21 protein-coding genes are annotated in these 24,717 nt (G+C 69.8%); 9 read left to right on the forward strand and 12 right to left on the reverse strand.

The genetic code is table 11. From position 1 onward, the window contains the following. Positions 1-20 precede the first annotated feature (20 nt). The 6 genes from K0H49_RS01410 to K0H49_RS01435 all read right to left on the reverse strand — a co-directional run bounded on the left by K0H49_RS01410 (position 21) and on the right by K0H49_RS01435 (position 6,869). Positions 21-1,232, reverse strand: coding sequence for an ABC transporter substrate-binding protein (locus K0H49_RS01410; RefSeq protein WP_219209358.1), 1,212 nt, complete (start codon positions 1,230-1,232; stop codon positions 21-23). A gap of 185 nt (positions 1,233-1,417) precedes the next feature. Continuing rightward, positions 1,418-2,272, reverse strand: a complete 855-nt coding sequence (locus K0H49_RS01415) for a class I fructose-bisphosphate aldolase (RefSeq protein WP_219209359.1) — start codon at positions 2,270-2,272, stop codon at positions 1,418-1,420. 34 nt (positions 2,273-2,306) lie between these two features. Next, complete coding sequence (locus K0H49_RS01420; RefSeq protein ID WP_374122294.1) at positions 2,307-3,287, reverse strand: aldo/keto reductase; 981 nt, start codon at positions 3,285-3,287, stop codon at positions 2,307-2,309. A gap of 17 nt (positions 3,288-3,304) precedes the next feature. Beyond that, the gene (locus K0H49_RS01425; protein WP_219209361.1) at positions 3,305-4,306 is read right to left on the reverse strand and encodes an ABC transporter permease; all 1,002 of its coding nucleotides are present in this window, start codon (positions 4,304-4,306) and stop codon (positions 3,305-3,307) included. Beyond that, positions 4,303-5,823: a sugar ABC transporter ATP-binding protein gene (locus tag K0H49_RS01430; protein WP_219209362.1), complete on the reverse strand. Its 1,521-nt coding sequence runs from the start codon at positions 5,821-5,823 to the stop codon at positions 4,303-4,305. Before K0H49_RS01430 ends, K0H49_RS01425 begins: the two co-directional genes overlap by 4 nt. Continuing rightward, complete coding sequence (locus K0H49_RS01435) at positions 5,820-6,869, reverse strand: substrate-binding domain-containing protein (RefSeq protein ID WP_219209363.1); 1,050 nt, start codon at positions 6,867-6,869, stop codon at positions 5,820-5,822. Before K0H49_RS01435 ends, K0H49_RS01430 begins: the two co-directional genes overlap by 4 nt. 179 nt (positions 6,870-7,048) lie before the next feature. Between K0H49_RS01435 and K0H49_RS01440 the strand changes: the two genes are divergently transcribed. Genes K0H49_RS01440 through K0H49_RS01450 form a run of 3 tightly spaced genes read left to right on the forward strand, consistent with a single transcriptional unit; the run spans position 7,049 to position 11,074 of the window. After that, complete coding sequence (locus K0H49_RS01440) at positions 7,049-8,536, forward strand: FGGY family carbohydrate kinase (RefSeq protein WP_219209364.1); 1,488 nt, start codon at positions 7,049-7,051, stop codon at positions 8,534-8,536. Beyond that, the gene (locus K0H49_RS01445; RefSeq protein WP_219209365.1) at positions 8,533-10,317 is read left to right on the forward strand and encodes a glycerol-3-phosphate dehydrogenase/oxidase; all 1,785 of its coding nucleotides are present in this window, start codon (positions 8,533-8,535) and stop codon (positions 10,315-10,317) included. The genes K0H49_RS01440 and K0H49_RS01445 overlap by 4 nt, the downstream gene beginning before the upstream one ends. Before the next feature lies 1 nt (position 10,318). Continuing rightward, positions 10,319-11,074, forward strand: coding sequence for a GntR family transcriptional regulator (locus K0H49_RS01450; protein ID WP_219209366.1), 756 nt, complete (start codon positions 10,319-10,321; stop codon positions 11,072-11,074). Between the two features lie 10 nt (positions 11,075-11,084). Here K0H49_RS01450 and K0H49_RS01455 read toward each other — a convergent pair whose 3' ends face one another. From K0H49_RS01455 to uvrA, 3 genes are all read right to left on the reverse strand, one after another. Further along, a complete protein-coding gene (locus tag K0H49_RS01455; protein WP_219209367.1) occupies positions 11,085-11,975 on the reverse strand; it encodes a DMT family transporter in 891 nt (296 codons plus the stop codon). Between the two features lie 94 nt (positions 11,976-12,069). Then, positions 12,070-13,164, reverse strand: coding sequence for a sensor histidine kinase (locus K0H49_RS01460; protein ID WP_219209368.1), 1,095 nt, complete (start codon positions 13,162-13,164; stop codon positions 12,070-12,072). 39 nt (positions 13,165-13,203) lie between these two features. Then, positions 13,204-16,248, reverse strand: a complete 3,045-nt coding sequence (uvrA, locus tag K0H49_RS01465; RefSeq protein WP_219209369.1) for an excinuclease ABC subunit UvrA — start codon at positions 16,246-16,248, stop codon at positions 13,204-13,206. Between the two features lie 194 nt (positions 16,249-16,442). On the opposite strand from uvrA, the gene ssb reads away from it, so the two are divergent. The 5 genes from ssb (at position 16,443) to K0H49_RS01490 (ending at position 20,775) form a co-directional block, all read left to right on the forward strand. After that, positions 16,443-16,985 carry a single-stranded DNA-binding protein gene (ssb, locus tag K0H49_RS01470; protein ID WP_219209370.1) on the forward strand — a complete coding sequence of 181 codons (543 nt, stop codon included), beginning with the start codon at positions 16,443-16,445 and terminating at the stop codon, positions 16,983-16,985. A 93-nt stretch (positions 16,986-17,078) separates the two neighbouring features. Beyond that, positions 17,079-18,758 (forward strand): FxLYD domain-containing protein, encoded by a 1,680-nt coding sequence (locus K0H49_RS01475; RefSeq protein ID WP_219209371.1) that lies wholly within the window; start codon positions 17,079-17,081, stop codon positions 18,756-18,758. 68 nt (positions 18,759-18,826) lie between these two features. Next, positions 18,827-19,555 carry an energy-coupling factor ABC transporter ATP-binding protein gene (locus K0H49_RS01480; RefSeq protein ID WP_307885881.1) on the forward strand — a complete coding sequence of 243 codons (729 nt, stop codon included), beginning with the start codon at positions 18,827-18,829 and terminating at the stop codon, positions 19,553-19,555. Further along, the gene (locus tag K0H49_RS01485) at positions 19,548-20,141 is read left to right on the forward strand and encodes an energy-coupling factor transporter transmembrane component T family protein (RefSeq protein ID WP_219209373.1); all 594 of its coding nucleotides are present in this window, start codon (positions 19,548-19,550) and stop codon (positions 20,139-20,141) included. The genes K0H49_RS01480 and K0H49_RS01485 overlap by 8 nt, the downstream gene beginning before the upstream one ends. Positions 20,142-20,193: 52 nt before the next feature. Next, positions 20,194-20,775: a biotin transporter BioY gene (locus K0H49_RS01490; RefSeq protein ID WP_219209374.1), complete on the forward strand. Its 582-nt coding sequence runs from the start codon at positions 20,194-20,196 to the stop codon at positions 20,773-20,775. 128 nt (positions 20,776-20,903) lie between these two features. On the opposite strand, the gene K0H49_RS01495 is transcribed toward K0H49_RS01490, so the two are convergent. Continuing rightward, a complete protein-coding gene (locus tag K0H49_RS01495; protein ID WP_219209375.1) occupies positions 20,904-21,380 on the reverse strand; it encodes a DUF6314 family protein in 477 nt (158 codons plus the stop codon). 94 nt (positions 21,381-21,474) lie between these two features. On the opposite strand from K0H49_RS01495, the gene K0H49_RS01500 reads away from it, so the two are divergent. Next, positions 21,475-22,476 carry an LLM class flavin-dependent oxidoreductase gene (locus K0H49_RS01500; protein ID WP_219209376.1) on the forward strand — a complete coding sequence of 334 codons (1,002 nt, stop codon included), beginning with the start codon at positions 21,475-21,477 and terminating at the stop codon, positions 22,474-22,476. A 7-nt stretch (positions 22,477-22,483) separates the two neighbouring features. Here the strand turns inward: K0H49_RS01500 and K0H49_RS01505 are convergent, their stop codons facing one another. After that, complete coding sequence (locus tag K0H49_RS01505) at positions 22,484-23,635, reverse strand: alpha-hydroxy acid oxidase (RefSeq protein ID WP_219209377.1); 1,152 nt, start codon at positions 23,633-23,635, stop codon at positions 22,484-22,486. 150 nt (positions 23,636-23,785) lie between these two features. Further along, complete coding sequence (locus tag K0H49_RS01510) at positions 23,786-24,667, reverse strand: LysR substrate-binding domain-containing protein (protein WP_219209378.1); 882 nt, start codon at positions 24,665-24,667, stop codon at positions 23,786-23,788. Positions 24,668-24,717 lie beyond the last annotated feature (50 nt).

Below are 24,717 nucleotides of genomic sequence, written 5' to 3' on the forward strand. Positions count from 1 at the left end.
CGGCCTTCAGGCACCAGGGCCTACTTCAGCGGGCACTTGTCGGCGTAGGTGTCGCCGTAGTTCGTGAGCAGCGTGCTCACCGTCTTGTTCGTGACCTTGCCCTGGGCGTCCTTGCCGATCACGCGCAGGTAGAAGTTCTCGATGGGGTAGTGGTTGTTCGCGTACTTGAAGCTGCCGCGCGTCGACGCGTAGTTGGCCTTCTTCAGGGCGGCGATCACGGCTTCGCGGTTCTGCGCATTGCCACCGGCCTGCTTCACGGCCGCGTCCATGGCCAGGATCACGTCGTAGGCCTGGGCGGCGTACAGCGAGGGGTAGCGGCCGTTGTATTCCTTGCGGAAGGCGGCGACGAAGGCCTTGTTGGGGGCGTTGTCGAGGTCGTGCGCCCAATGCGAGGTGTTGAACAGGCCCAGCATCGGTTCGCCCACCGCGCCGATCACGTCCTCGTCGGCCGAGAAGCCGCTGGTGACCAGCGTGATGTCCTTCGACAGGCCCGCGCCCACGAACTGCTTGATGAAGTTGATGCCCATCGCGCCGGGCAGGAAGAAGTAGATCGAGTCGGGCTTGGCCGCGCGGATCTGCGCCAGCTCGGCCGCATAGTCGATCTGGCCCAGCTTGGTGTAGAGCTCGTCGGCGACCTGGCCCTTGAACTGGCGCTTGACGCCGCCCATCGCGTCCTTGCCCGCGGGGTAGTTGGGGGCGATCAGCACCATCTTCTTGAAGCCGCGGTCCTGCGCGAACTTGCCGGCCGCTTCGTGGAACTGGTCGTTCTGGTAGGCGGTGCCGAAGAAATAGGCATTGCACTGCGCGCCGGCGAACTGGCTGGGGCCGGCGTTCGACGAGAGGTAGGGCACCTTGGCCGCGAACAGCGTGGGGCCGACCGCGATCGCGATGTTCGAGCCGATCGGGCCGCTGAACAGGTCGATCTTGTCGCGCTGGATCATGCGGTCGACCAGCTGCTTGGCCTGGTCGGGGCTGCCGGCCATGTCGGCCTGGATGAACTCGACCGGCTGGCCGCCCAGCTTGCCGCCCAGCTGCTTGATGCCCAGCGCGAAACCGTCACGCGCCTCGGCACCCAGCGCGGCGAACGGACCGGAGATGTCGAGCGCCAGGCCCACCTTCACCGGCTCGGCCAGCGCACCGCCGGCAAAGCCGAAGGCGGAGGCCAGCGCCAGGGCGCACAAGGAACGTGACAGGCGGGTCGTGGCGGGCGGCGGGGTGATCTTCGAGCGCATGGAGACTCCGGTAGTAAGGGTTGGCACCACATCGATGCATGCGGCCCCGGCATTGTGCGGAGCCACTTCATTCACAAGTCAATACTTTATGCATGAAGCATCTGGTGTCAACGGGGCTTGCACGAATGGTGCCAACCCTTAGCCGGCGCGGCCGTGCCGCCTCGGGCGCCTGCCCGGCGCCGCCCTCAGTCCGCCGTGCCGCCGGTTTCGTAGAGCCGCCAGGCCGCCTCGGCGCCGAGGCCGCGGTGGATCATGGCCATCAGCGCGGCCACCACGCCCGAAGGGTTGGCATGCTGGTAGACGTTGCGTCCGTAGACCATGCCGACGGCGCCCTGGTCCAGCAGCACGCGCGAGCGCGCGAACACCTGCTGCAGGTCCTCGCGGCCGCCGCCGCGCACGAGCACGGGGCAGCGCGCGGCCTGCACCACGCGGTGGAAGTCGGCGGGGTCGCTGGTCGGGTCGGCCTTGACGATGTCGGCCCCCATCTCGCGTGCCAGGCGCGTCAGCGTGACGATCTTCTCGGCGTCGCCGTCGACGCTGTAGCGGCTGCCGGCGGTCGGGGCCTGCATCACCAGCGGCTCGATCATCAGCGGCATGCCGTAGCGGTCGCAGTCGGCGCGCACGCGCGCGATGTTCTGCACGCACTGGCGGAACAGCTCGGGCTCGTCGGGCAGCATGAACAGGTTGACCACCACGCAGGCGGCGTCCATCTGCACCGCGGGCAGCACCGGGTCGTCGTGGTTCTGCAGCACGGCCCACATCGCGCGGTGCCGGGTCGCGTTGTAGGGGTTGCCCATGTCCAGGCGCATCACCAGCGCGGGGCGGCCGCGGCCGGGGCGGTGCTGCAGCAGGTCGGCCTGGCCGAGGTTGAGCTGGATGGCGTCGGGCGCAGCGGCCACGAGCTTGTCCAGCACCGCGGGCATGTCCTCGAGCCCGTCGAGGAAGGTGGGTTCGTTGCACACGCCGTGGTCGAGCGCGATGTCCAGGCAGCGCCCGTTGTGCAGCAGCCGGCTCAGGCGTGCGGTCTTGTCCGTCGACATGGGAAGAGGTCCTTGAGTGGAGAGGGAAGGGGAGTCAGGCCAGCGCGTGCAGGTGCGCGGCCGCGGCCGCGTCGATGCGTTGCAGTGCCTCGTCGTGCAGGGCCAGCGCACCGGCGGCTGCGTTCTCGGTCGCCTGCTGCGGCACGCGCGCGCCGCACAGCGCCACCGACACGCTGCCGCGCGCCAGCGTCCAGGCGATCATCAGCTGGCCGAAGGAGCAGCCGAGCTGCCGGCGCAGCGGCTCGAGCGTCTCGAAGAAGGCCGCGAGCCTGGCGCGGTTGCCAGCGCTGAAGCGCGGGTTGCTCGCGCGCTGGTCGTCGCCGGTGAACTGGCGCGCGGGGTCGATGGGGCCCGCGAGCAGGCCCAGCGCCAGCGACGAATAGCCCAGCACCGCGACGTCGTGCTCGGCGCACAGCGGCAGCAGCGTCTGCTCGATCTCGCGGTCGATCAGGCTGTAGCGCTCCTGCGCCGCATCGACGGGGCCGTACTGCAGGTACTCGGCCAGCGTCTCGGGGCTCACGTTGCTCACGCCGATGGCGCGGATCTTTCCCTGCTGCTTGAGCGAGAGCAGCGCGTCCATGGTCTCGGCCACGGGCGTGGTGCTGTCCTGCCAGTGCGTGATGTAGAGGTCGATGTGGTCGGTCTGCAGGCGCCTGAGGCTCTCTTCGCATTCATGGAAGATCGACTCGCGGCCCAGGTAGCGGTACACCGGGTGGCCGTCCTCCTCGAAGAAGTGCGTGCCTTCCCGCGTGTGCCAGACCAGCCCGCACTTGGTGGCGATCACGGCTTCGTGGCGGCGGCCCTTGAGCGCGGCGCCGACGATGCTTTCGGAGCGCCCGAGCCCATACGCCGGCGCGGTGTCGATCAGCGTCACGCCTGCGTCCAGCGAAGCCTGGATCGCGCGCACGGCCGCTGCCTCGTCGGCACCACCCCACATCCATCCGCCCATGGCCCAGGTGCCCAGGCCGATGGCCGAGCATGCGATGCCCGAGGGGCCGAGCGTGGTCTTCTTCATCGTCGGTGCGTTGTCGTTCATCGCTGGGTCTTTCGTGTGTTCAGGAGGTGGTCGATGGTCACGGCCGCGAGCAGGATCAGGCCCTTGATCACGTCCTGCCAGTAGGGCGAGACGTCGAGCAGGATCAGCGAGCTGGTCACCACCGACAGCAGCGCCAGGCCCAGCACCGCGCCCAGCACCGTGCCCGCGCCGCCCTTGAGGCTGGCGCCGCCGATCACGGCCGCGGCGATCACGTTGAGTTCCATGCCCATGCCGAAGGTGGGCGTGGCGGCGCCGAAGCGCGCGGTGTAGATCACGCCGGCCAGGCCGGCCGAGGCCGAGCACAGCACCGTGACCCAGAACTTCACATGGCCCACGCGGATGCCCGAGTACAGCGCGGCCTTCTCGTTGCTGCCGGTGTAGAACACGCGCCGCAGCAGGGTCGAGCGGCGCAGCACGAAGTCGCTGACCACCACGATCGCCACGAAGATCAGGATCACCGCCGGCACGCCGAACAGCGTGCCCTGGCCGATGAACTTGAACTCGGCCGGCAGCGAGAACAGCGACTGCGGCGTGCCCTGCGTGAGCGCCAGGCACAGGCCGCGCACGATCACCATGAAGGCCAGCGAGGCGATGAAGTGGTTGAGCCCGATGCGCGTGACGCAGCCGCCGATCATCGCGCCGATGCCCGCGCTCGCGGCGATGGCGATGAGCCCGGCCGTCCACGGATCGAGGCCCATGAGGAACAGCTTGCCCGTGACCACCATCGCGAAGCACACCACCGAGCCCACCGACAGGTCGATGCCGCCGACGATCAGCAGGATGGTCATGCCCACCACCACGATGCCTTCGATGGAAAAGGACAGCAGCATCGCGCGCACGTTGTCCCAGGTGAGGAAGTAGGGCGAGGCGAAGCTCATCGCCACGCACAGCGCCGCGATGATCAGCAGCAGGCCCATCTCGCGCATGCGGATGAGCTGGAGGGCGGGCTTCGCCGGTCGCGGCGCCAGGCCCGCGTCGAGTTGTGCTGGAGGGTTCATGCTGTTTCCTGTTCGCATAGTCCGGAGGCCAGCCGCAGCAGCGCCTCTTCCGTCATGTCGTGGCCCTGCAGCTCGCCGGCCAGCCGGCCGTCGCGGATCACCAGCGCGCGGTCGCACAGGCCGATGATCTCGGGCAGTTCCGAGGAGATCACCACCACGCCCGTGCCCTGGTTCGCGAGCTCGCGCAGGATGTGGTGGATCTCCGACTTGGCGCCCACGTCGACGCCGCGCGTGGGCTCGTCCATCAGCAGCACCGAGGGTTCGGTGGCCAGCAGCTTGGCGATCGCCACCTTCTGCTGGTTGCCGCCCGACAGGCTGGCCACCTCGATGGCCACGCCGTCCGATTTCAGCTTGAGCTTGGCGCCCAGCGCCACCGCCAGCCGGTGTTCGGCCGCGCGCTGCAGCAGCCCGAAGCGCGAGCTCACGCGCTGCAGCGCCATCGAGGCGATGTTCTGCGCGATCGGCAGGTCGAGGTAGACCCCGGCCGCCTTGCGGTCCTCGCTGAGGTAGGCGATGCCGGCGCGCAGCGCGTCGCTGTATTTGCGAATCGACAGTGCCTTGCCGCGCAGCCGCACCGTGCCGCGCGTCGCGGGGCGCAGGCCGCACACGGTCTCGGCCAGCTCGCTGCGGCCCGCGCCCATCAGGCCCGCGATGCCGAGGATCTCGCCACGCCGGAGCGCAAAGGACACGCCGTGCACGCGCGCGCCGTCGGCGACGTCGCTCACCTCCAGCACGGCATCACCCGCGGCCGAGGCCTGCTGCTTGGGCGGGTAGTAGTTGCCCAGGTCGCGCCCGACCATGCGGCGCACCAGGCCGTCGGCATCGAGTTCGGCCAGCGGGCCGCTGTGCACGTTGCGCCCATCGCGCAGCACGGTCACGCGATCGCAGTGCGCGAAGATCTCGGCCATGCGGTGGCTGATGTAGACGATGCCGATGCCCTGCGCCTTGAGGTCGTGCAGCACCTTGAACAGCGCGGCCGATTCGTTGTCGGTCAGCGCGGCGGTGGGCTCGTCGAGGATCAGCACCTTGCAGTCGAGCGTGAGCGCCTTGGCGATCTCGACCAGCTGCTGGCTCGAGATGCTGAGCTCGCTCACGCGCGCGGCGGGGTCGATGTCCTGCCCCAGCCGTTGCAGCACCGTGGTGGCGCGCGCGTTGAGGCTGGCGTAGTCCATCCACGCCTGCCGGCCGGCGTTGATCTCGGGCATGAAGATGTTCTCGGCCACGGTGGCGTCCGCGCACAACGCGATCTCCTGGTGCACCAGGCCGATGCCCAGGCGCATCGCATGCGCCGGGCCGTCGATGACCACCGGTTGGCCGTCGAGCGTGATCTGCCCCTCGTCCGGCTGGTGGATGCCATCGATGATGTTCATCAGCGTGGACTTGCCCGCGCCGTTCTCGCCGCACAGCGCGTGGATCTCGCCGCGCGCGAGCGAGAAGTCCACGCCCGAGAGCGCGCGCGAAGCGCCGAAGCGCTTGCCGATGCCGCGCAGTGCGAGCAGATCGCTCACAGCGTTCATTCGCCGATGCCCTTGGTGCCGCGGCGCGCGAGGTACTTGTCCCAGTAGAAGTCGTCGGCGTTGGCCTTGCTGACCACGGCCAGGCCGTTGTCGAGGAAGGGCACGGCCATCGGGTTGGTGCCGTTGCGCTTGGCGTCGTTCATCGGATCGATGAGGCCCGGGTTCTTGGCCAGGAACAGCATCATCATCCCCATGTAGCCCTGCATGCCCTGGTTGGGGTTGATGGAGCCGAACACGTCGCCCGACTTGATCATGTCGAGGATCTTGGCGTTGACGTCGCAGCACATCACCTTGATGTTCTTCTTGCTTTCCACCTTGGCCTGCGCCGCGCCCAGCGCCGAGTTGGCCTCGGGCATGAACAGCGCGCCCAGGTTCGGGTTGGCCTGCGCCAGGCTCAGCACCGCCTGGTAGGCCTTGTTCGGGTCCTGGTTGCTGGCGGCGCGGCCGACCAGCTTCATGCCCGGGTGCTTGGCCTTCATGCGGTTGATGAAGGCGGCGATGCGGCGGTCGTGGTTGTCCTGGCCGGGGTTCTCCAGCACCGCGTACTCGCCCTTGCCGCCCATCGAGGCCGCGATCGCGTCGGCCGCCTGCGTGCCTTCGCGGTCGTTGTCCGAGGTGATGAAGGAGGTGCGCTTGGAGTTGGGCGAATCGGCCGCGAAGGTGACGACCGGGATGCCCATCGCCGCCGCGCGATTGATCGGCTCGATGAAGGGATCGGGGTTCATCGGGTGCAGCAGGATGCCCGCCGGTTTGCGCGCCAGTTCCTGCTCGAACGACGCCAGTTGCTTGTTGACGTCGTACTCCGGCGTGCCGGTGTAGCGCGTCTTCACGCCCAGCGTGCGGCCGAGCTGCTTCATCATTTCGTAGACCGGAAACCAGTACTCGACGCCCGACACCATCACGTTCATCACGTAGACGTCGCCGGCATTGCCGCGCAGGCCGGTGCCGGCCGCGGCAGGGGCGGGGGCTTGCTGTTGCGCGAGCGCGCTGGCGCCGGCCAAACCGATACCGGCGGCGGCCGCGGACTTCAGGAAATTACGCCTCATTCTTTGTCTCCTCACGTGGACTGGCAGAGCTGGCGACCTGCTGTTCGGGCAGGCCATACAGGACCTTGGTGTCACCACAGTTGTTATGACAGGTAGAATGTAAGCGCAGCCCGTTTCTTCGCATAACTAGGGGAAACGCTACTGGAAACACGCTTTCAATGCGTCGAAGCTGTTATGACATGAAGTCCAACATACTGATCGGCATCGACATGGGCTCGAGCAGCCTCAAAGCCCTGGCCCTCGACGCCGGGAGCGGCCGGGCGCTGGCGCTGTCCCGGCTGCCCCTGCCGCACGACCGGCTGCCAGCGGGCGGATGCGAAACGAGCGGGTCCGCCATCCGCGCCGCCCTGACCCAGGTGCTGCGCGACGTCGCCCGGCAACTCGGCGCGCGCGTGAACGACGTGCGCGCCATCGGCTGCACCGGCCACGGCGCCGGGCTCTATGCGCTCGATGCGAACCATGAACTGGTGGGCGGCAGGGCGGTGGCCTCGACCGACCAGCGCGCCGATGCACGGGCGCGTTCGCTGGCGCGGCGGCACGGCTCCATGCTCTTCGCCGACGTCGGCTGCCAGCCCTGGCCGGGCCAGCCCACGGTGATCGCGGCCGAGCTGCTGGGCGCCGACGCGGTGCAGCGTGGTGCGCTGCACCGCCTGCTGTTCGCCAAGGACTACCTGGGCTTCCTGCTGACCGGCGAGATCGCCACCGATGCCAGCGACGCCAGCACCGCGGGGCTGCTGGCTATCGGATCGGGCCAGTGGTCGCAGCCGGCCTTCGACGCCTGCGGCATCGCCGGGCTCGGCCCACGCGCCTTCGGTCCGCTGCTGCGCAGCGGCGAGGTGATGGGCCTGCTGCGGCCTTCGGAGGCGGCTTCGTGCGGATTGCCCGCAGGCATTCCGGTCGCGATGGGCGCCATCGACCTGCTGGCCTCGATGAACGCGGTCGGCGCCGAAGCGCGCGGCCGTGCGGTGTCGGTGCTCGGCACCTGGTGCGTGAATGCAGTGATCGGGCCGGTGATCGAGCCCAAGCCCGATGTCGTGGCGGTCGTCAACTTCGGCCGCACGCAGCAGCGGCTGTATTTGGAGAACAGCCCGTCGTCGATGGCCAACATCGCGTGGCTGGCCGGCGTGCTGGGCCTGCCCGATGCGCGGGCCGTGCTCGACCTCGCGATGTCGGTGCCGCTGGGTGCGCGCGGCCTGCGCTTCCTCCCTTTCGTGAACGGCGGTGCCGGCATCACGGCCGGCTTCGTCGGCCTGCAGAGCCATCACACGCGCGCCGACATGGCGCGTGCGGTGGTCGATGCCACCGCGGCGCTGCATGCCCGCCACACGGCGCGCCTCGCGGCCTGCGGCCTGCCGGTGTCGGCCTCGACCGTGCTGGGCGGCGGCGCCAGCGATGTGCGGCTGGTGCGCCTGCTCGCATCCTTGCTGGGCCGCCCGGTCGAGCGCTGCGCCGACGACGAGACCGGCGCGCGCGGGGCGGCGCTCTATGCCGCCATGTCGCAGGACATCGACCATGCGGCACCCGGCAGCGTGCTGCTCGCGGCTTGCGACAGCGTCGAGCCCGACGCGCGCGAGGCGCGGGCCCATGCGGATTTCAACGCGCGCTTCAACGAACTGATCGACACCATGTCTCCTGTGTTCTCGCATCTCGCGGAGTCCGTGCCATGAGCAACGAGACGCTTCCCTTCGTGCGTCCGGCCGCGATCGCCGAGCGCCACTTCTCCACCGTGATCATCGGCGCCGGCATCAACGGCGTCGGCGTGTTCCGCGACCTGTGCCTGCAGGGGGTGGACTGCCTGATCGTCGACAAGGGCGACTTCAGCGCCGGTGCCAGCAGCGCGCCCTCGCGCATGATCCACGGCGGCCTGCGCTACCTGGAAAGCGGCAGCTTCTCGCTGGTGGCCGAGGCCACGCGCGAGCGCAACCGCCTGCTGCGCAATGCGCCGCACCTGGTGCAGCCGCTGGAGACCGTGGTGCCGCTGTCGAGCTTCTCCGGCGGCCTGATGAGCAGTGCGCTGAAGTTCTTCGGCCGCACGCCGCCGCCGCGCACGCGCGGCCTGCTGGCGGTGGCCGCGGGCCTGCGGCTGTACGACCTGCTGGGCCGCCGCCAGCGCGTGATGCCCACCCACCGCATCCGCCGCGTGCCGCCGGCCGACCGGCGCCTGTTCCGCGCCGCCGTGCGCTGGACCGCGACCTTCTTCGACGCCTGGATCAGCCACCCCGAGTGGCTGGTGCTCGAACTGATCGGCGACGCCTGCCGCGACCAGCCGCGCTCGGCCGCCGCCAACCACTGCCGCCTGGTGGGCTGCGCCGGCAACATCCTCACGCTGCGCGACGCGCTCACCGGCGCGCTGGTGCAGGTGACGGCCGACACCGTGGTCAACGCCACCGGCGCCTGGCTCGACCGCAGTGCATCGGTGCTCGGCGGCGCGGACGCGCGCGTCACATCGCGGGTCATGGGCACCAAGGGCTCGCACCTGGTGCTCGACCATCCCGCGCTGCGCGACGCGCTCGAAGGCCGCATGGCCTACTTCGAGGCGGTGGACGGGCGGGTGTGCATCGTCTATCCCTTCCTCGACCGCGTGCTGGTGGGCTCGACCGACATCCCGGTCGACGACCCCGACCAGATCGCGACCGAGCCGGCCGAGGTCGACTACCTGCTCGAGGTGCTGGGCGAGGTGTTCCCGAACCTGGCCTTCGGTCGCGGCGACGTGGTCTACACCTATGTCGGCGTGCGCCCGCTCGCGCGCTCCGACGCCGACCAGCCGGGCCAGATCTCGCGCGACCACTCGGTGGTGGTGGACGCGCCCGACGCCACGCGCGACATCCCCGTGGTCGGCCTGGTGGGCGGCAAGTGGACCACCTTCCGTGCGCTGGCCGAAGAGGCCACCGACGAAGTGCTGCGGCTGCTGGGCCGCGCGCGCAACGCATCGACCGCGGCGCTGGCCATCGGCGGCGGTGCGGCGCTGCCGGTCGATGCCTCGTCCATCGAGGACTTTCTCGACCGCGTGGTGGCGTCGTCGGGCCTGGGCCGTGCGCGCGCGCAGGCCCTGCTGCGCCGCTATGGCGCCAAGGCCTTGCCGCTGGCGCCGCGGCTGGCTGCCGCGGGCGACGTGCCGCTGCTGCATGCGCCCGACCATTCGGTGGCCGAAATCCGCTACCTGTGCCGCGAGACGGGCGTGCTCCATCTCGACGATCTGGTGATGCGCCGCACGCTGCTGGCGATCCGCGGCATGGTCACCGACGCCGCGCTGGCCGAGATGGCCGCTGTCGCCGCCGATGCGCTGGGCTGGGACGCCGCCCGCCAGCACCAGGAGCTGCAGGCCTGCGCCACCGCGCTGCGCGAGCGGCACGGCGTGCGCCTCGCGCCGGTGCCACCGCCATCGCGCGCAGCCGCCTCTTCTTTCAATGCATCATTGACGAACCGCTCGGCCCTTGGCCAGTCCTAATGTGAACGCTTCCAACGACCCTTCGACCGTGCTCGACCGCGGCTCCGAATCCCCCCTCTGGGCCCAGTTCCGCGATGCCATCCGCCTGCAGATCCTGCAGGGTGTGCTGCCCATCGGCGCCAAGCTGCCGTCCGAGGCCGAGCTCGGCGAGCAGTTCGGCATCTCGCGCATCGTGGTGCGCGAGGCGCTGGCCGACCTGGTGCGCAACAACCTCATCTACAAGATCAAGGGCCGCGGCGCCTTCGTGTCGGCGCGCGAGCGCGACGAGGACTTCGTCTCGACCGTGCTCGGCTTCTCCGACGAGATGGAGCGCAAGGGCCGCTCGGTGCGCACCCAGATCCTCGTGCAGGAGCTGCGCGCACCCACCGAACAGGAGGCCGCCTCGCTGGGCCTCACCGACGGCACACAGGTGGTCGCGCTCAAGCGCCTGCGCAGCGTCGACGGCGAGCTGCGCCTGCTGGTCGAGACCGTGGTGCCGGCCGACCTGGCGCCGGGACTGCACCGCACGCGCCTGGACGACCGCTCGCTCTACGACGTGCTGCGCCGCCAGTACGGCCTGCGCCTGGTGCGCGCCGAGCGCTGGATCGACGCGGTGCTGCCCGATGCGCAGACCTGCGAACTGTTGAACCTGCCCACGCCCGAGCCGCTGCTGCGCATCGAATCGATCGCCTACGGCGCCAACGGTCGGCCGCTGGAGCACTACCGCGCGCTGCACCGCTGCAAGACCAGCCGCCTGCACGTGCAGACGACGACCTGAACGCGGTGTGTCAGGCCGTGGCCGCGGGCTTCGCCGGCCACAGCACCGAAGCGATCGCCACCATCATCAGCGCCACCGCGACGCCGTCCTGCCAGTGCACCACCTCGCCCAGCCACACCGCACCGCTGAACACGCCGAGCACCGGGATGAACATCACGCTCAGGGTCGAGGCCACGGGCGGCAGGCCGCGCGCGAGGGAGAACCAGGCGGCGTGCGCAAAGCCGAAGATCAGCACCGCGTTGTAGCCGATCGAGCCCCAGGTCACGGCGCCGGGCCAGACCAGCTGGTCGCGCTCGAAGAGCAATGACAGCACGGTCATCACCACGGCCGTCATCGCCGTCATCCAGAACGAGAGCGTGAGCGTCGGCAGCCCGATGCGCGTGTGGCGCAGTTGCTGCGTGCCCAGGGCCCAGGTGGCGGCCGCGACCAGCGCCAGCGCCACGTAGCCGGGCCGTCCCGCGAGGCCGGTGAGTTCGTGCCACAGCAGCAGCCCGACGCCGATCGAACAGGCGCCCACGCCGAGCCATGCGCGCCGCGTGAGCATGGCCGAGAACAGCAGCGCCCCGATCACCGCAGAGAACACCGGCATCGTGTAGCCCAGGATCGCGGCACGTCCGCCCGACAGCGCCTTCACCGCCAGGATGATGCAGGCGTGCCAGACGAACATGTTGGTGGCCCCCAGCCACACCAGCTCGGGCCAGGCGCTGCGCGGCACGCGGAACGGCACCTTCATCCACACCAGCGCGAGCCCCAGCACCGGCAGGCCCAGCCAGATCGAGATCGCGCGGAAGCCCAGCGGCGGGTAGTCCGCCACGCCGAGCTTCATCACCGGCCAGTTGAAACCCCAGGCGAGGGTCAGGAGAACGAGGAGGATGAACTGGCGTGGAGTGAAGGAGGGCATGGGGCGCGATTGTGGCGTGGGGTGTGCGTTGGTTGGCGCGCGAAGGCAAGGCCGGCCTGGGAGGTGTTCATCGTTGCCGCGCGAGCGCGAATCTTCAGTCGCCGGACGCCGCCAGAGGCAGCAGCACGGTCACGGCGCTGCCCCGTCCGAGTCCTTCGCTGGCGGCCGATACCTCGCCGCCATGCCGCTCGACGATCTTTCTCACGATGGCCAGGCCCAGGCCCAGCCCACCTTCGGCATTGGACGCGGCCCCGGGCGCCTGCACGAAGGGTTCGAACAGTTCCTCGATGGCGCCGGGCTGCATGCCGATGCCGTTGTCGCTCACGGTGACGGCCACCTTGCGCGTCGCGGTGATGCGCAGGCCCAGTGCCAGGTCGCCGCCCGGGTCGGTGTACTTGGATGCGTTGTTGAGCAGGTTCGCGAACACCTGTACCAGGCGCGTCGCATCGCCGAGCACCGTCACCGGCGCGGTGCCCAGGTCGGTGCGCAGCCGATGCCCCTTCTTCGCGATCAAGGGCTCGCTCTGCTCCAGCGCCTGCGCGAGCACCGTACGCAGGTCCACCGGCTGCGGATCGATGTGGAACTCGCCGCGCATGACGCCCGAGAGGTCGACCAGGTCGTTCGCCATGCGCGTCATCTGCAGCACCTGCCGCCCGATGAGTTCGCTGGCCCAGACCACCCGCTTCGCGTCGTCGGGCGCGCGCCGCAGCAGCTCCTGCGCCGAGTGCAGCGCCGACAGCGGGTTGCGGATCTCGTGCCCCAGCGTGGCCATGGCGTGGTCCTTGGCGCGGTTGCTGGCCTTCAGTTGCCGCACGCTCTCGGCCAGGGCATGGCGCGAAGTCCGCAGGCGCCCGCCGATGACGCCGATGCTCAGGCCGATCACCAGGAACAGCACGGTCCGGCTGAGGTTCTGCGGCTGGAGGAAATCGTGCAGCCCGGTGCCGCTGCCGATGAAGAAGTAGGTGCCGATGGAGGTGCTCAGCACGGTGGCGAACAGCGCCGGCCCGAAGCCTCCGTAGAGCGCGGCCACCACGACGGCGAGCGACAGGATGAGATAGGGCCCCTGCTGCCCCAGCAGGGGGTTCATCAGGTAGCGCAGCAGCAGCGCGGCCAGCACCGCCGCCAACGCGATGGCGTAGTCGCGCGCCTGCGCGCTGGCGGAGGGTTGCTCGGGCGGCATCAGTGGCATGGTCTGGGGGCCGGGTGCGGCTGAAGAAACACGCTCGTCTCAGAGCAGCCGCTTCAGATACCGCCCCGTGTGGCTCGCCTCGTTCGCCGCGATGTCCTCCGGCGTGCCTTCGCCCACCACCGTGCCGCCGCCGGCGCCGCCTTCGGGGCCCATGTCGATCAGCCAGTCGGCGGTCTTGATGACGTCGAGGTTGTGCTCGATCACCACGATGGTGTTGCCCGCGTCGCGCAGCTGGTGCAGCACCTTGAGCAGCAGCTCGATGTCGGCGAAGTGCAGGCCAGTGGTCGGCTCGTCGAGGATGTAGAGCGTGCGGCCGGTGTCGCGCTTGCTGAGCTCGAGCGCGAGCTTCACGCGCTGCGCCTCGCCGCCCGACAGCGTGGTCGCGGCCTGGCCCAGCTTGATGTAGGAGAGGCCCACGTCGAGCAGCGTGTGCAGCTTGCGTTCGATGGTCGGCACGGCCTTGAGGAAGGCGTGCGCGGTCTCGACCGTCATCTCGAGGATCTGCGCGATGTTCTTGCCCTTGTACTGGACCTCGAGCGTCTCGCGGTTGTAGCGCTGGCCGTGGCAGACCTCGCACGGCACATACACGTCGGGCAGGAAGTGCATCTCGACCTTGACCACGCCGTCGCCCTGGCAGGCCTCGCAGCGGCCGCCGGCCACGTTGAAGCTGAAGCGGCCCGGGCCGTAGCCGCGTTCGCGCGCGGTGTTGGTCTCGGCCATCAGCTCGCGGATCGGCGTGAACAGTCCGGTGTAGGTGGCCGGGTTGCTGCGCGGCGTGCGGCCGATCGGGCTCTGGTCGACGTTGATGACCTTGTCGAAGTACTCGATGCCTTCGATGGCCTCGTGCTCGGCCGGCTCGTCGTGGGCGCGGTAGAGCGTGCGTGCCACCGCGCTGTAGAGCGTGTCGTTGACCAGCGTCGACTTGCCCGAGCCCGACACGCCGGTCACGCAGGTCAGCAGGCCCACCGGGAAGGCCACGCTCACGTTCTTCAGGTTGTTGCCGCTGGCGTTGACCACGCGGATCTCCTGCAGTTCGCCCTGCGAAGCCAGGTGCGCGGCCTCGCGCGCGGCGCGCCGCTCGGCGGCCGGGCTCTGCGGAAAGCGCGAAGAAGAAGCCTTCTTGCCTTCGTTGAAAGCCGGCTTGGCGACCACCGGCAGCCAGGCGGTGCGGTGCGCGGGCACCGCGATCTTCTTGGTGCCCGACAGGTACTGGCCGGTGAGTGAGTCCGGGTTGGCCGCGACCTCTGCATAGGTGCCCTCGGCCATCACGCGCCCGCCGTGCACGCCCGCGCCCGGGCCCATGTCGATCACGTGGTCGGCGGCGGCGATCATGTCCTCGTCGTGCTCGACCACGATCACGCTGTTGCCGATGTCGCGCAGATGCTTGAGCGTGCCGATCAGCCGGTCGTTGTCGCGCTGGTGCAGGCCGATGCTGGGTTCGTCGAGCACGTACATCACGCCCGTCAGGCCCGAGCCGATCTGCGAGGCCAGCCGGATGCGCTGCGATTCGCCGCCCGACAGCGTCTCGGCGCTGCGGTCCAGGCTCAGGTAGTTGAGGCCCACGTCGTTGAGGAACTTGAGCCGCAGGCCGATTTCGCGCACCACCTTGTCGGCGATCTCGGCCTTGGAACCGCGCAGCTTCAACGTCTGGAAGTAGGCCAGGCTGTCGCGCAGCGTCAGATGGCTCACTTCGTAGATCGCCATGCGCGGCGGTTCGGTGCCCTCCGCGCGTTCCGAGATGTCGTCGACCAGGAACACGTTGCGCGCCTCGCGCCGCAGCCGCGAGCCGCCGCAGTCGGGGCAGGGCTGCATGTTGCGGTAGCGCGCCAGGTCTTCGCGCACCAGCGTGGAGTCGGTCTCGCGGTAGCGCCGTTCCATGTTCGGGATGATTCCCTCGAAGGGGTGCTTCTTCACCAGCTTCTTGCCGGCCGAGGCGCCCGATTCCATGGTGTAGCTGAACTTGATCTCTTCCTCGCCCGAGCCCTGCAGCAGCACCGCCTGCACCTCGGCCGGCAGCGACTCGAAGGGCGCGTCGAGGTCGAACTTGTAGTGCTTGGCGAGGCTCTCCAGCATGCTGAAGTAGTAGCCGTTGCGGCGGTCCCAGCCCTTGATCGCGCCGCTGGCCAGCGACAGCGAGGCGAAGGCGACCACCCGGCTCGGGTCGAAGAACTCGCGGTGGCCCAGGCCGTCGCAGCTCGGGCAGGCGCCGACCGGCGAGTTGAACGAGAACAGCCGCGGCTCCAGCTCGGCCAGCGAGTAGTGGCAGATGGGACAGGAGAACTTGGCGTTGAACAGGTGCTCCTTGCCGGCCACGGTGTTCTCGTCGCCCATCTCCAGCGCGATGGCGCGGCCGTCGGCCAGGCGCAGCGCGGCCTCGAAGCTCTCGGCCAGGCGCTGCTGCATGTCGGGGCGTGCGCGCAGCCGGTCGATCACCACGTCGATGTCGTGCTTCTCGGTCTTCTTGAGCTTGGGCAGGTCGTTGTATTCGTAGGTCGCGCCGTCGACGCGAAAGCGCACGTAGCCCGCGGCCTGCATCTCGGCGAACAGCTCGAGGAACTCGCCCTTCTTCTCGCGCGCGACCGGCGCCAGGATCATGAGGCGCGGCTCGTCGGGGATGGCCAGCGTCGCATCGACCATCTGCGAGACCGTCTGCGCCTGCAGCGGCAGGTGGTGGTCGGGGCAGTAGGGCGTGCCGGCGCGGGCATAGAGCAGGCGCAGGTAGTCGTGGATCTCGGTCACCGTGCCCACGGTCGAGCGCGGGTTGTGGCTGGTGGCCTTCTGCTCGATGCTGATCGCGGGCGACAGGCCCTCGATCACGTCGACGTCGGGCTTGTCCATGAGCTGCAGGAACTGCCGCGCATAGGCCGACAGGCTCTCCACATAGCGGCGCTGCCCCTCGGCATAGAGCGTGTCGAAGGCCAGGCTGGACTTGCCCGAGCCCGACAGGCCGGTGATCACCACCAGCTTGTTGCGCGGGATGTCGAGGTCGACGTTCTTGAGGTTGTGCGTGCGTGCGCCGCGGATGCTGATGCGCTGCTGCGCGAGCACGGCACCGAGGTAGGCGTCGTTTTGGGGCGAATTCACAGGCGGCGGTCCGATTTTTTGGGCAACCGGACATGATAGACGCCCGGGCTTTCCTCGGCTGGGATCTGGTTTAGGGCAGATTCAGGGTCGCCGCGCTGCCCGGCGACGGCCGGTTCCCGAAGGCCGGGCCCGAGCGTAGATAATCGCAGGTTCATTTTTTCCTCCTCTTCATCCATTCATCAGGGGCAGTGCACATGGCATCGGTCAACAAAGTCATCCTCGTCGGCAATCTCGGCCGCGATCCCGAAACCCGTACCTTCCCGAGCGGGGACCAGGTCTGCAACGTGACCCTGGCCACCACCGACAAGTGGAAGGACAAGCAGAGCGGCGAGATGAAGGAAGCGACCGAGTGGCACCGCCTGGTGTTCAACGGCCGCCTCGCCGAAATCGCCGCGCAGTACCTGCGCAAGGGCTCGCAGATCTACGTCGAAGGCCAGATCCGCACCCGCAAGTACCAGGACAAGGACGGCGTCGAGAAGTACGCCACCGACATCCGTGTCGACCAGATGCAGATGCTGGGCAGCCGCCAGGGCATGGGCGGCCCGGCCGGCGCCGCTGACGACGGCGGCTATTCGCAGGGCGGCGGCAATGGCGGCGGCGGTGGTGGCGGTGGCGGTTACTCGCGCCCGGCGGCCGCGGCACCGCGCCAGGCACCGGCTCCCCGCCAGGCGCCGGCTTCGGCGCCCGCGCGTTCGTCGTCGGGCTTCGACGACATGGACGACGACATTCCGTTCTGATCCGACGCCCTGCGGCGAGACGACAAGGCGCGGTGCCGGCAGGCCCCGCGCCTTTTTTTCGCCTGCGCCCGTCGCCGCAGACAATGCATCCCCATGACCATCAACCTGCAGACCCTCAAGTGCGCCGAATGCGGCAGCAGCGTGCTCACGCGCACCGGCCTCAACCAGTACGAGTGCGCGCATTGCGGGTCGGTGGCGGTGGTGGAGGACGATGTCTCGGCGCGGCTCGACCGGGTGCTCGAGCAGGTCAAGGATGCGGCGGCCGATCGGCTGGCGAAGGAGCAGGCGGCGCGCGGTGCGCAGCAGATCCGGATGATGGGGCTGGCCTTCGGCGCGGTGGTGGTGCTGGGCGCCGTGGTCTTCGCCGTCAGCGCCTTCCTGCCCAAGAGCCGCTCCGGCGCGGCGATCGCGCCGATGGCGGCGGCGAAGGTCGACCGCACGATCCCGGTCGACGGGCTCAAGCTGGGTGAGGCGCGCCAGGTGCTGGTCGGCAGCGGCAGTTCGGCGCGGCCCAGGCTCTTCGTGCTGGCGCGCAACGAGACCGGCCAGGCCCTCGAGACGCCGCGCGTCGAGGCGCAGTTCTACGACGGCGAGACCCGGCTCGGCACCCGCACCGAAAGCTTGCCGGTCGCGCTGCTGATGCCGGGCGAGTCGGCGCCGCTGCTGATCGATCTGCCGGGCGGTGACCAAGCGGTCACGCGCCAGGACCTGACGGTCTCGCGGCTGTCGGCGCCCCACCGGGCGGTCGAAGGGCCGGCGCTGCGCTTCGCGCGCGTGCGGCTGGTGCAGCAGAAGGACGAGGTTCGGCTGGTGGGCCGCCTGGTGAACACGCGCACCGATGCCACGCTGACCGGCCTGCAGGTGCTGGCCACGGCCTACGACGACGGCGGCGTCCCGATCGGCTTCGGCCGCGGCTATGTGCAGGGCAGTGAACTGCGTCCCGGCGAGCGCAGCGCGGTCGAGGTGCGCATCGAGCGCTTCGGCGGCAGCACGCCGATCGCTGCCTGGGACTACCGCATCGACCAGCATGTGAGTGCAGCCGACGGCAGCCGCAACGCGGTGCTCGCAGCCGACCGCGTGGTGCGCACCGTGGGTGCGCCCGAAGCCTTCAACCCCGAGCTGCGCATGAGCACCGAGGACCTGCTGGCCGAGGATGCCGAACGCTTCAACCTGGCGCAACTCGAGCTGTTGCCGCTGATCCCCGGCGTCAACACGATCCGCCAGCGCACCTACATGACCGAGCTGGTGAACCGCAGCAAGGACCTGATCGCCGTCACGCCGGCCGCCGTGATCTCGCGCTTCGACGGCAACACCCTGGACGGCACGACCCGGCTCGACGGCATGGCCTACCTCTACCCGGGCGAGCGCATGCCGGTGCAGGTCGATCCGCGCCGGGCCGACCGCATCACGCAGACCCGGGTCGAGTGGAAGCCGATGCGAGCTGCGGCGCTGCCGGGCCCGCGCATCCCGCTCGAGGTCCGGGTGACCGGCACCGAGGCCCAGATGGGCAGCGTGCTGGTCAACTTCAGCCAGCGCTTCAGCTACAAGGCCGTGCTGGTGAAGGGCGAGGTGAAGAACCCGGGTGCGGCCATCGTGCGCAAGGCGCGGGTCTGGGTCAGCCTGCGCGACAAGACCGGGCGGCTCACCGGCTTCAAGCCGGTCGACAACCTGCCGGCCATCGGTCCGGGCGAGAGCGTGCCTTTCGAGGTGCGCGTCGAGCAGCAGGGCGACGATTTCGCGACGGTGAGCACGGTCTACCAGAGCAACGAATAGCCGGCAGGCGCACGCGCGCAGGCCCTCAAGTAAAGTGGCGCCCCTTGCTCCAGACAACGAATCCCCCTTTGCCCGCCGACGGCCTTCGCCTCGAGGATGTCACGCTGGTGCGTGGCACGCGGCGCGTGTTCGAGCGGCTCACGCTGCACCTGACCGAGCGCCGCATCGGCCTGATCGGTGACAACGGCGCTGGCAAGAGCAGCCTGTTCCGCCTGCTGTGTGGGCTCGACCGGCCCGACGCGGGCTGGGTGCGGGTGCACGGGCTGGACACGGCGTCCGAGCGCCGGCAGCTGCCGCGCCACATCGGCCTGATGTTCCAGAACCCCGACGACCAGATCATCTTTCCCACCGTGGCCGAGGAACTGGCCTTCAGCCTGATGGCGCAGGGCGCGGCGCGCGCTGCGGCACGCGCGCAGGCGAAGGATTTTCTCGCGCAGCGCGGCCTGTCGGACTGGGCCGGCCGCGCGGTGGGCGAACTCAGCCAGGGCCAGCGCCAGCAGGTCTGCCTGCTGGCGCTGCAGATCTGCAGCCCGCGCACGCTGCTGCTGGACGAGCCCTTCGCGAGCCTCGACCTGCCGAGTCAGGCGCGCCTGTCGGCACAGCTCGCGGCGACCGAACAGCAGGTCGTGGTGTCGACCCACCAGCTCGACACCGTGCGCGACTTCGAACGCGTGCTGTGGCTGGCCGATGGCCAGGTGCGCGCCGACGGCAGCGGCCCGGCGGTGTGCGCGGCCTACGTCGACGACGTGCGGGCACGTGCCGATGTCGAGCAGCGTCACGGCGTGCCGCATGCGTAGCCTCTATTCGTCGCAGGCCACCTGGCTGCACGCGCTGCCGGCCGGGCTGAAGCTCGCGCTCCTTTCCGTGGGCGGCACGCTGCTGGTGCTGATGGACCGGCCGCTTCCGCTCGCGGTGGTGGGCGGGGGCGTGCTGCTGTGCTTCCTGTCGCTCGGCCCGCCCGCATGGCGCCGCGCGCGCATGCTGCTGGGCATGGCGGTGGCCGGGGCCCTGATCATCGGCTTCCATGTCGCGCTGGGCTCGACGATGCTGGGCGTGGTGAGTGCCCTGCGGCTCGCCAGTGCCGCGCTGTTGGCGTTGATGCTCACGCTGAGCACGCGCTTCGACGACCTGCTGGCCGTGCTCGAGGCCGTGCTGCAGCCGTTGCAGCGCCTGGGCGTGCCGACCGAGCGGCTGGCGCTGGGCATCGGGCTGATGCTGCGTTTCGCCGAGAATTTCCATGCGCAGTGGCAGCGCCTCGACGACGCCTACCGGGTCCGCGCGGGCCGTGGCGGTGGCTTCCGCCTGCTCGCGCCGCTGACCATCCGCACCCTGCAGACCGCGGAACGCGTGGCCGACGCACTGGCCGCCCGGCTGGGCCGTTGATGCGCGGCCTGTGCATCGAAATTTTCCACGTCTTCTTCACCGGATCGACACCATGACTTCTTCTGCCGGGTCCCTCACTTCGTCGCGCTCGCTGTCGTACGTCGCTTTGTTCGCGGCGCTGATGGCCGTGTTCGGCCTGATCCCCAAGGTCGACCTGCCCTTCGGCGTGCCGATCACGCTGCAGTCGCTGGGCGTGATGCTGGCCGGTTGCCTGCTCGGGCCGCGGCGCGGCTTCTGCGCGATCGCGCTGTTCCTGCTGGCCGTGGCGCTGGGCCTGCCCCTGCTGCCGGGGGGCCGCGGCGGCCTGGGCGTGTTCGTGGGCCCGACCGCGGGCTTCCTGTTCGGCTGGATGTTCGGGGCCTTCGCCTGCGGCCTGCTGATGCGCCGCATGGCGCGCCTGAGCGGCGCGGCCCTGTGGGCCGGCGCCTTCGCCGCCGCGCTGGTCGGCGGCATCGGGGTGGTCTATGCCTTCGGCATCGCCGGCCTGGCGTGGGCGGCCCACATGTCGCTGACGCAGGCCACGATGGCCATGCTGATCTTCATCCCGGGCGACCTGATCAAGTGCGCGCTGTGCGCGCTGCTGGTGCAGACCGTGATGCGCGGCATGCCGGGCTGGCGCCTGGACCGCGATTGAGAACATGTGAGGGAACCTGCTGCGCGCCCCGATCCCGCATCTGCGGTGCTCACCGCACGTGAGTGCGGCTCCGCTCCTCAATGCAGGCCCGGGTCGCTCGCGACGGTTCCTTCACATGTTCCAAGCCTTCAATCGCCCGGGCGTCGGAACACAGTTTCCGATACATAGGCCTTGCGCGGCCCGTGCACGGTGTGCTGGATGACGAAGCGGCCGTCGGCCAGGAAGCGGTAGCGGCTCTCGTAGGTGTCGGGCGTGCACAGGTGGGTGGCTGCGCCGGTCCAGCCGTCGCCGTCGGGCGCCAGCGCGATGGCATGGAAGAGCCGCGGCGGGGTCTCGGCGAAGAACACGGCCAGGCCGTCCGGCGCCCGTTCGAAGCGGTACTCGCGGTGCCCGTCGAAGGACTGGCCGTTGGCCAGCCGCACCCGGCCGTCCTCGCGGTAGTGCAGGCTGTCGGGCCCCTCGCGCGTGAACCGCGCCACGCCGCGCATCTCGGCCTGGCCTTCGATGGTGCGCATCAGTTGCCAGGCGCCTTCGAGCCCGTCGAAGACCGACGCGGCGCCGCCCCAGGGCGCGCACGGTGCAGAGGAGGGGCTGGGCAGCGTCATGCATCGGGACTCTACGCCACGGGGGCGCGGCCCTAGCAGACTGCGCAATGGCCTGCCTCAGCAGGCCAAAGCCGATCGGTCCATGATGCGCGCCATGGCCGATTTTTCCATCCTCGATCTCTCTCCGATCTGCGAAGGCGGCGACGCTGCGCAGTCGTTCAAGAATTCCCTCTCGCTGGCGCAGCACGCCGAGGCGCAGGGCTACCGCCGCTATTGGCTGGCCGAGCACCATGGCATGCCGGGCATCGCGAGCGCGGCCACGGCCGTGCTGCTGGCCTACATCGGCGCCGGCACCTCGACCATCCGCATCGGCGCGGGCGGCGTGATGCTGCCCAACCATTCGCCGCTGGTGATCGCCGAGCAGTTCGGCACGCTCGAGTCGCTGTACCCGGGCCGCATCGACCTGGGCCTGGGCCGCGCGCCCGGCTCCGACCAGCGCACTGCGCGCGCGCTGCGCCGCAACCTCGAATCGGATTCCGACCAGTTCCCGCAGGACGTGATCGAGCTCATGGACTTCATGAGCAAGGAGCCGCGCCAGCCCGTGATGGCGGTGCCGGGCCGCGGGCTCGAGGTGCCGGTGTGGATCCTGGGCTCGAGCACCTTCGGCGCGCAACTGGCGGCGCACCTCGGGCTGCCCTATGCCTTTGCCTCGCACTTCGCGCCGCAGCAGATGATGGCGGCCATCCGGATCTACCGCGAGAGCTTCAAGCCCTCGGCGCAGCTGGCCAAGCCCTATGTGATGCTGGGCTTCAATGCCTTCGCGGCCGAGACCGACGAGGAAGCGACATTCCGCGCGAGCTCATGGCAGCAGGCCTTTGTGAACCTGCGCAGCGGACGGCCCGGCCGGCTGCCGCCGCCGGTCAAGGACTACTACGCGAGCGTGGGGCCGGCCGAGCGCGCGCTGCTCGACTCGGTGCTGTCGTGCTCGGCCGTCGGTTCGCGCGAGACGGTGCGCGCCGGCCTGGCCGCGTTCATCGAGAGCACCGGCGCCGACGAACTCATGATCACTTCGCAGGTGCACGACCATGCGGCACGGCTGCGCTCCTACGAGATCGTGGCCGGGCTGCACAAGGAACTGTTCCCGGCCCGCGCCTGATGCCGGTTCAGGTGGGGTAGCTGCCGGGCAGCAGGATCTTTTTGTCCACGTTCTGGATGTTGGTGTGGCCGCAGAAGGCCATGGTCACGTCCAGTTCCTTGTGGATCAGCTGCAGCGCCTTGGTCACGCCGGCTTCGCCCATCGCGCCCAGGCCGTAGGCCATGGCGCGGCCGATCATGGTGCCGCGCGCGCCCAGCGCCCAGGCCTTGAGCACGTCCTGGCCGCTGCGGATGCCGCCGTCCATCCAGACCTCGGTCTTCGAGCCCACCGCGTCGATGATCGGCGGCAGCGCCTCGATGCTCGAGGGCGCGCCGTCGAGCTGGCGGCCGCCGTGGTTGCTCACCACGATCGCATCGGCGCCGGCATCGACCGCCAGCTGCGCGTCCTCGGCCACCATGATGCCCTTGAGGATCAGCTTGCCGCCCCATTGCTTCTTGACCCATTCGACGTCGGCCCACGACAGCGTCGGGTCGAACTGCTCGTTGGTCCAGGCCGACAGCGAACGCATGTCGCTCACGCCCTTGACGTGGCCGACCAGGTTGCGGAAGGTGCGGCGCTTGGTGCCCAGCATGCCCAGGCACCAGGCCGGCTTGGTGGCCAGGTTGACGATGTTCTTCAGCGTGGGCCGCGGCGGCGCGGTCAGGCCGTTCTTCAGGTCCTTGTGGCGCTGGCCGATCACCTGCAGGTCCAGCGTGAGCACCAGCGCGCTGCACTTGGCGTTGCGGGCGCGCTCGATCATGCGGGCCATCGATTCGCGGTCGCGCATCATGTAGAGCTGGAACCAGAAGGGCGCCTTCGTGTGCTCGGCGATGTCCTCGATCGAGCAGATGCTCATGGTCGAGAGCGTGAACGGGATGCCGAACTTCTCGGCCGCGCGTGCCGCGTGGATCTCGCCGTCGGCATGCTGCATGCCGGTCAGGCCGACCGGCGCGATCGCGACCGGCATCTTCGCGGCCTGGCCGACCATGGTGGTGGCGGTGGTGCGGCCTTCCATGTTGACCGCCACGCGTTGGCGCAGCTTGATCTTGTGGAAGTCCTCGCTGTTGGCGCGGTAGGTGCCTTCGGTCCACGAACCGGAGTCGGCGTAGTCGTAGAACATGCGCGGCACGCGCTTTTCGGCAAGGACGCGCAGGTCTTCGATGGTGGTGATGGTGGTCATGGCAATGGAGGCAGTGCAGGGCAGGCCGGCCGATGGGGCCGGGGCGGCGGAGGGCCGTGCCGCACTCTAGGGGCAGCCGGCCGGCGGCGGCGTGAATTATGGGCGGGTCGGGCGTGAAGCTTTTTCAAGGCGGTGCCGGGCCGACAGCGCTCAGTCGTCCAGCGCCTGGCGCAGCCAGTCGACGAAGGCCGCGCATTCCCAGCGCTCCAGCGTGCCCGGTTTCCAGCACAGAAAGTAGTCGTTGGGTGAGCGCACGCTCTCGCGCGACAGCCGGACCAGCCGTCCGCTGTCGAGCCAGGCCTGGCCCAGCTTGAGGCGCATCAGCGCGACGCCGAAGCCGGCCACCGCGGCGTCGAGCACCAGCCCCAGGTCGTTGAACTGGGTGCCGGTGCGCGGCTCGGGCAGCCCGATGCCGCAGGCCCGGAACCAGGTGTGCCAGGGCTCGAGCGGCGAGGGGATCAGGTGCGCGCGCGCCACGATCTCGTCGCTGTCGAAGCCCTCGAGCGGGCCGGTCTCGTGCAGGTATTCGGGGCTGCAGACCGGGCAGATGTCCTCCGACAGCAGGTGCGTCGACTCGCGGTCGGCGAAGGCGCCCTGGCCCAGGCGCAGCTCGATGTCGGCCTCCTCGGCCGTCAGGTGGTGGCCCGGGATCGTGACCTGCAGCATCAGCTCGATCTCGGGATAGGCATGGCGAAAGCGCGCCAGCCGCGGCAGCAGGATCTGGCGCGAGAAGGTGGGCGTGACGGCCACCCGCAGCCGGGTCGGCGCCTCGGGATGGCGCTGGCGCCCGGGCGTCTGCTGCAGCGCGGCCAGGGCCTCGCGCACGCGCGGCAGGTAGGCCGTGCCCTCGGGGCTCAGGCTGAAGTCGCCGCGGGCGAAGACCTTGCAGTCGAGCTGGGTCTCGAGCTGGCGGATGCGGTGGCTCACCGCGCTGGGCGTGACGCTCAGTTCCTCGGCTGCCTGCGTGACGCTGCGCAGGCGCGCCAGCGCCTCGAAGGCGAGCAGGCTCTGGATGGGCGGGATGCGGGACATGGCGGGGATTGTGGCGTGCCCGCATCGGCCGGGGCCGCTCGGTGATTTCC

This window comes from Variovorax boronicumulans (assembly GCF_019352895.1).
Taxonomy (GTDB): domain Bacteria; phylum Pseudomonadota; class Gammaproteobacteria; order Burkholderiales; family Burkholderiaceae_C; genus Variovorax; species Variovorax boronicumulans_A.

Bases quoted from the DNA above. Each gene is read 5' to 3' on its own strand.
- K0H49_RS01505 (WP_219209377.1), bottom strand. From the start codon at position 23,635: ATGACCACCATCACCACCATCGAAGACCTGCGCGTCCTTGCCGAAAAG.
- K0H49_RS01510 (WP_219209378.1), bottom strand. From the start codon at position 24,667: ATGTCCCGCATCCCGCCCATCCAGAGCCTGCTCGCCTTCGAGGCGCTG.
- K0H49_RS01420 (WP_374122294.1), bottom strand. From the start codon at position 3,287: ATGAAGAAGACCACGCTCGGCCCCTCGGGCATCGCATGCTCGGCCATC.
- K0H49_RS01440 (WP_219209364.1), top strand. From the start codon at position 7,049: ATGAAGTCCAACATACTGATCGGCATCGACATGGGCTCGAGCAGCCTC.
- K0H49_RS01430 (WP_219209362.1), bottom strand. From the start codon at position 5,823: ATGAACGCTGTGAGCGATCTGCTCGCACTGCGCGGCATCGGCAAGCGC.
- K0H49_RS01490 (WP_219209374.1), top strand. From the start codon at position 20,194: ATGACTTCTTCTGCCGGGTCCCTCACTTCGTCGCGCTCGCTGTCGTAC.
- ssb (WP_219209370.1), top strand. From the start codon at position 16,443: ATGGCATCGGTCAACAAAGTCATCCTCGTCGGCAATCTCGGCCGCGAT.
- K0H49_RS01500 (WP_219209376.1), top strand. From the start codon at position 21,475: ATGGCCGATTTTTCCATCCTCGATCTCTCTCCGATCTGCGAAGGCGGC.
- K0H49_RS01435 (WP_219209363.1), bottom strand. From the start codon at position 6,869: ATGAGGCGTAATTTCCTGAAGTCCGCGGCCGCCGCCGGTATCGGTTTG.
- K0H49_RS01485 (WP_219209373.1), top strand. From the start codon at position 19,548: ATGCGTAGCCTCTATTCGTCGCAGGCCACCTGGCTGCACGCGCTGCCG.
- K0H49_RS01460 (WP_219209368.1), bottom strand. From the start codon at position 13,164: ATGCCACTGATGCCGCCCGAGCAACCCTCCGCCAGCGCGCAGGCGCGC.
- K0H49_RS01475 (WP_219209371.1), top strand. From the start codon at position 17,079: ATGACCATCAACCTGCAGACCCTCAAGTGCGCCGAATGCGGCAGCAGC.
- K0H49_RS01445 (WP_219209365.1), top strand. From the start codon at position 8,533: ATGAGCAACGAGACGCTTCCCTTCGTGCGTCCGGCCGCGATCGCCGAG.
- K0H49_RS01495 (WP_219209375.1), bottom strand. From the start codon at position 21,380: ATGACGCTGCCCAGCCCCTCCTCTGCACCGTGCGCGCCCTGGGGCGGC.
- K0H49_RS01415 (WP_219209359.1), bottom strand. From the start codon at position 2,272: ATGTCGACGGACAAGACCGCACGCCTGAGCCGGCTGCTGCACAACGGG.
- K0H49_RS01425 (WP_219209361.1), bottom strand. From the start codon at position 4,306: ATGAACCCTCCAGCACAACTCGACGCGGGCCTGGCGCCGCGACCGGCG.
- K0H49_RS01455 (WP_219209367.1), bottom strand. From the start codon at position 11,975: ATGCCCTCCTTCACTCCACGCCAGTTCATCCTCCTCGTTCTCCTGACC.
- K0H49_RS01410 (WP_219209358.1), bottom strand. From the start codon at position 1,232: ATGCGCTCGAAGATCACCCCGCCGCCCGCCACGACCCGCCTGTCACGT.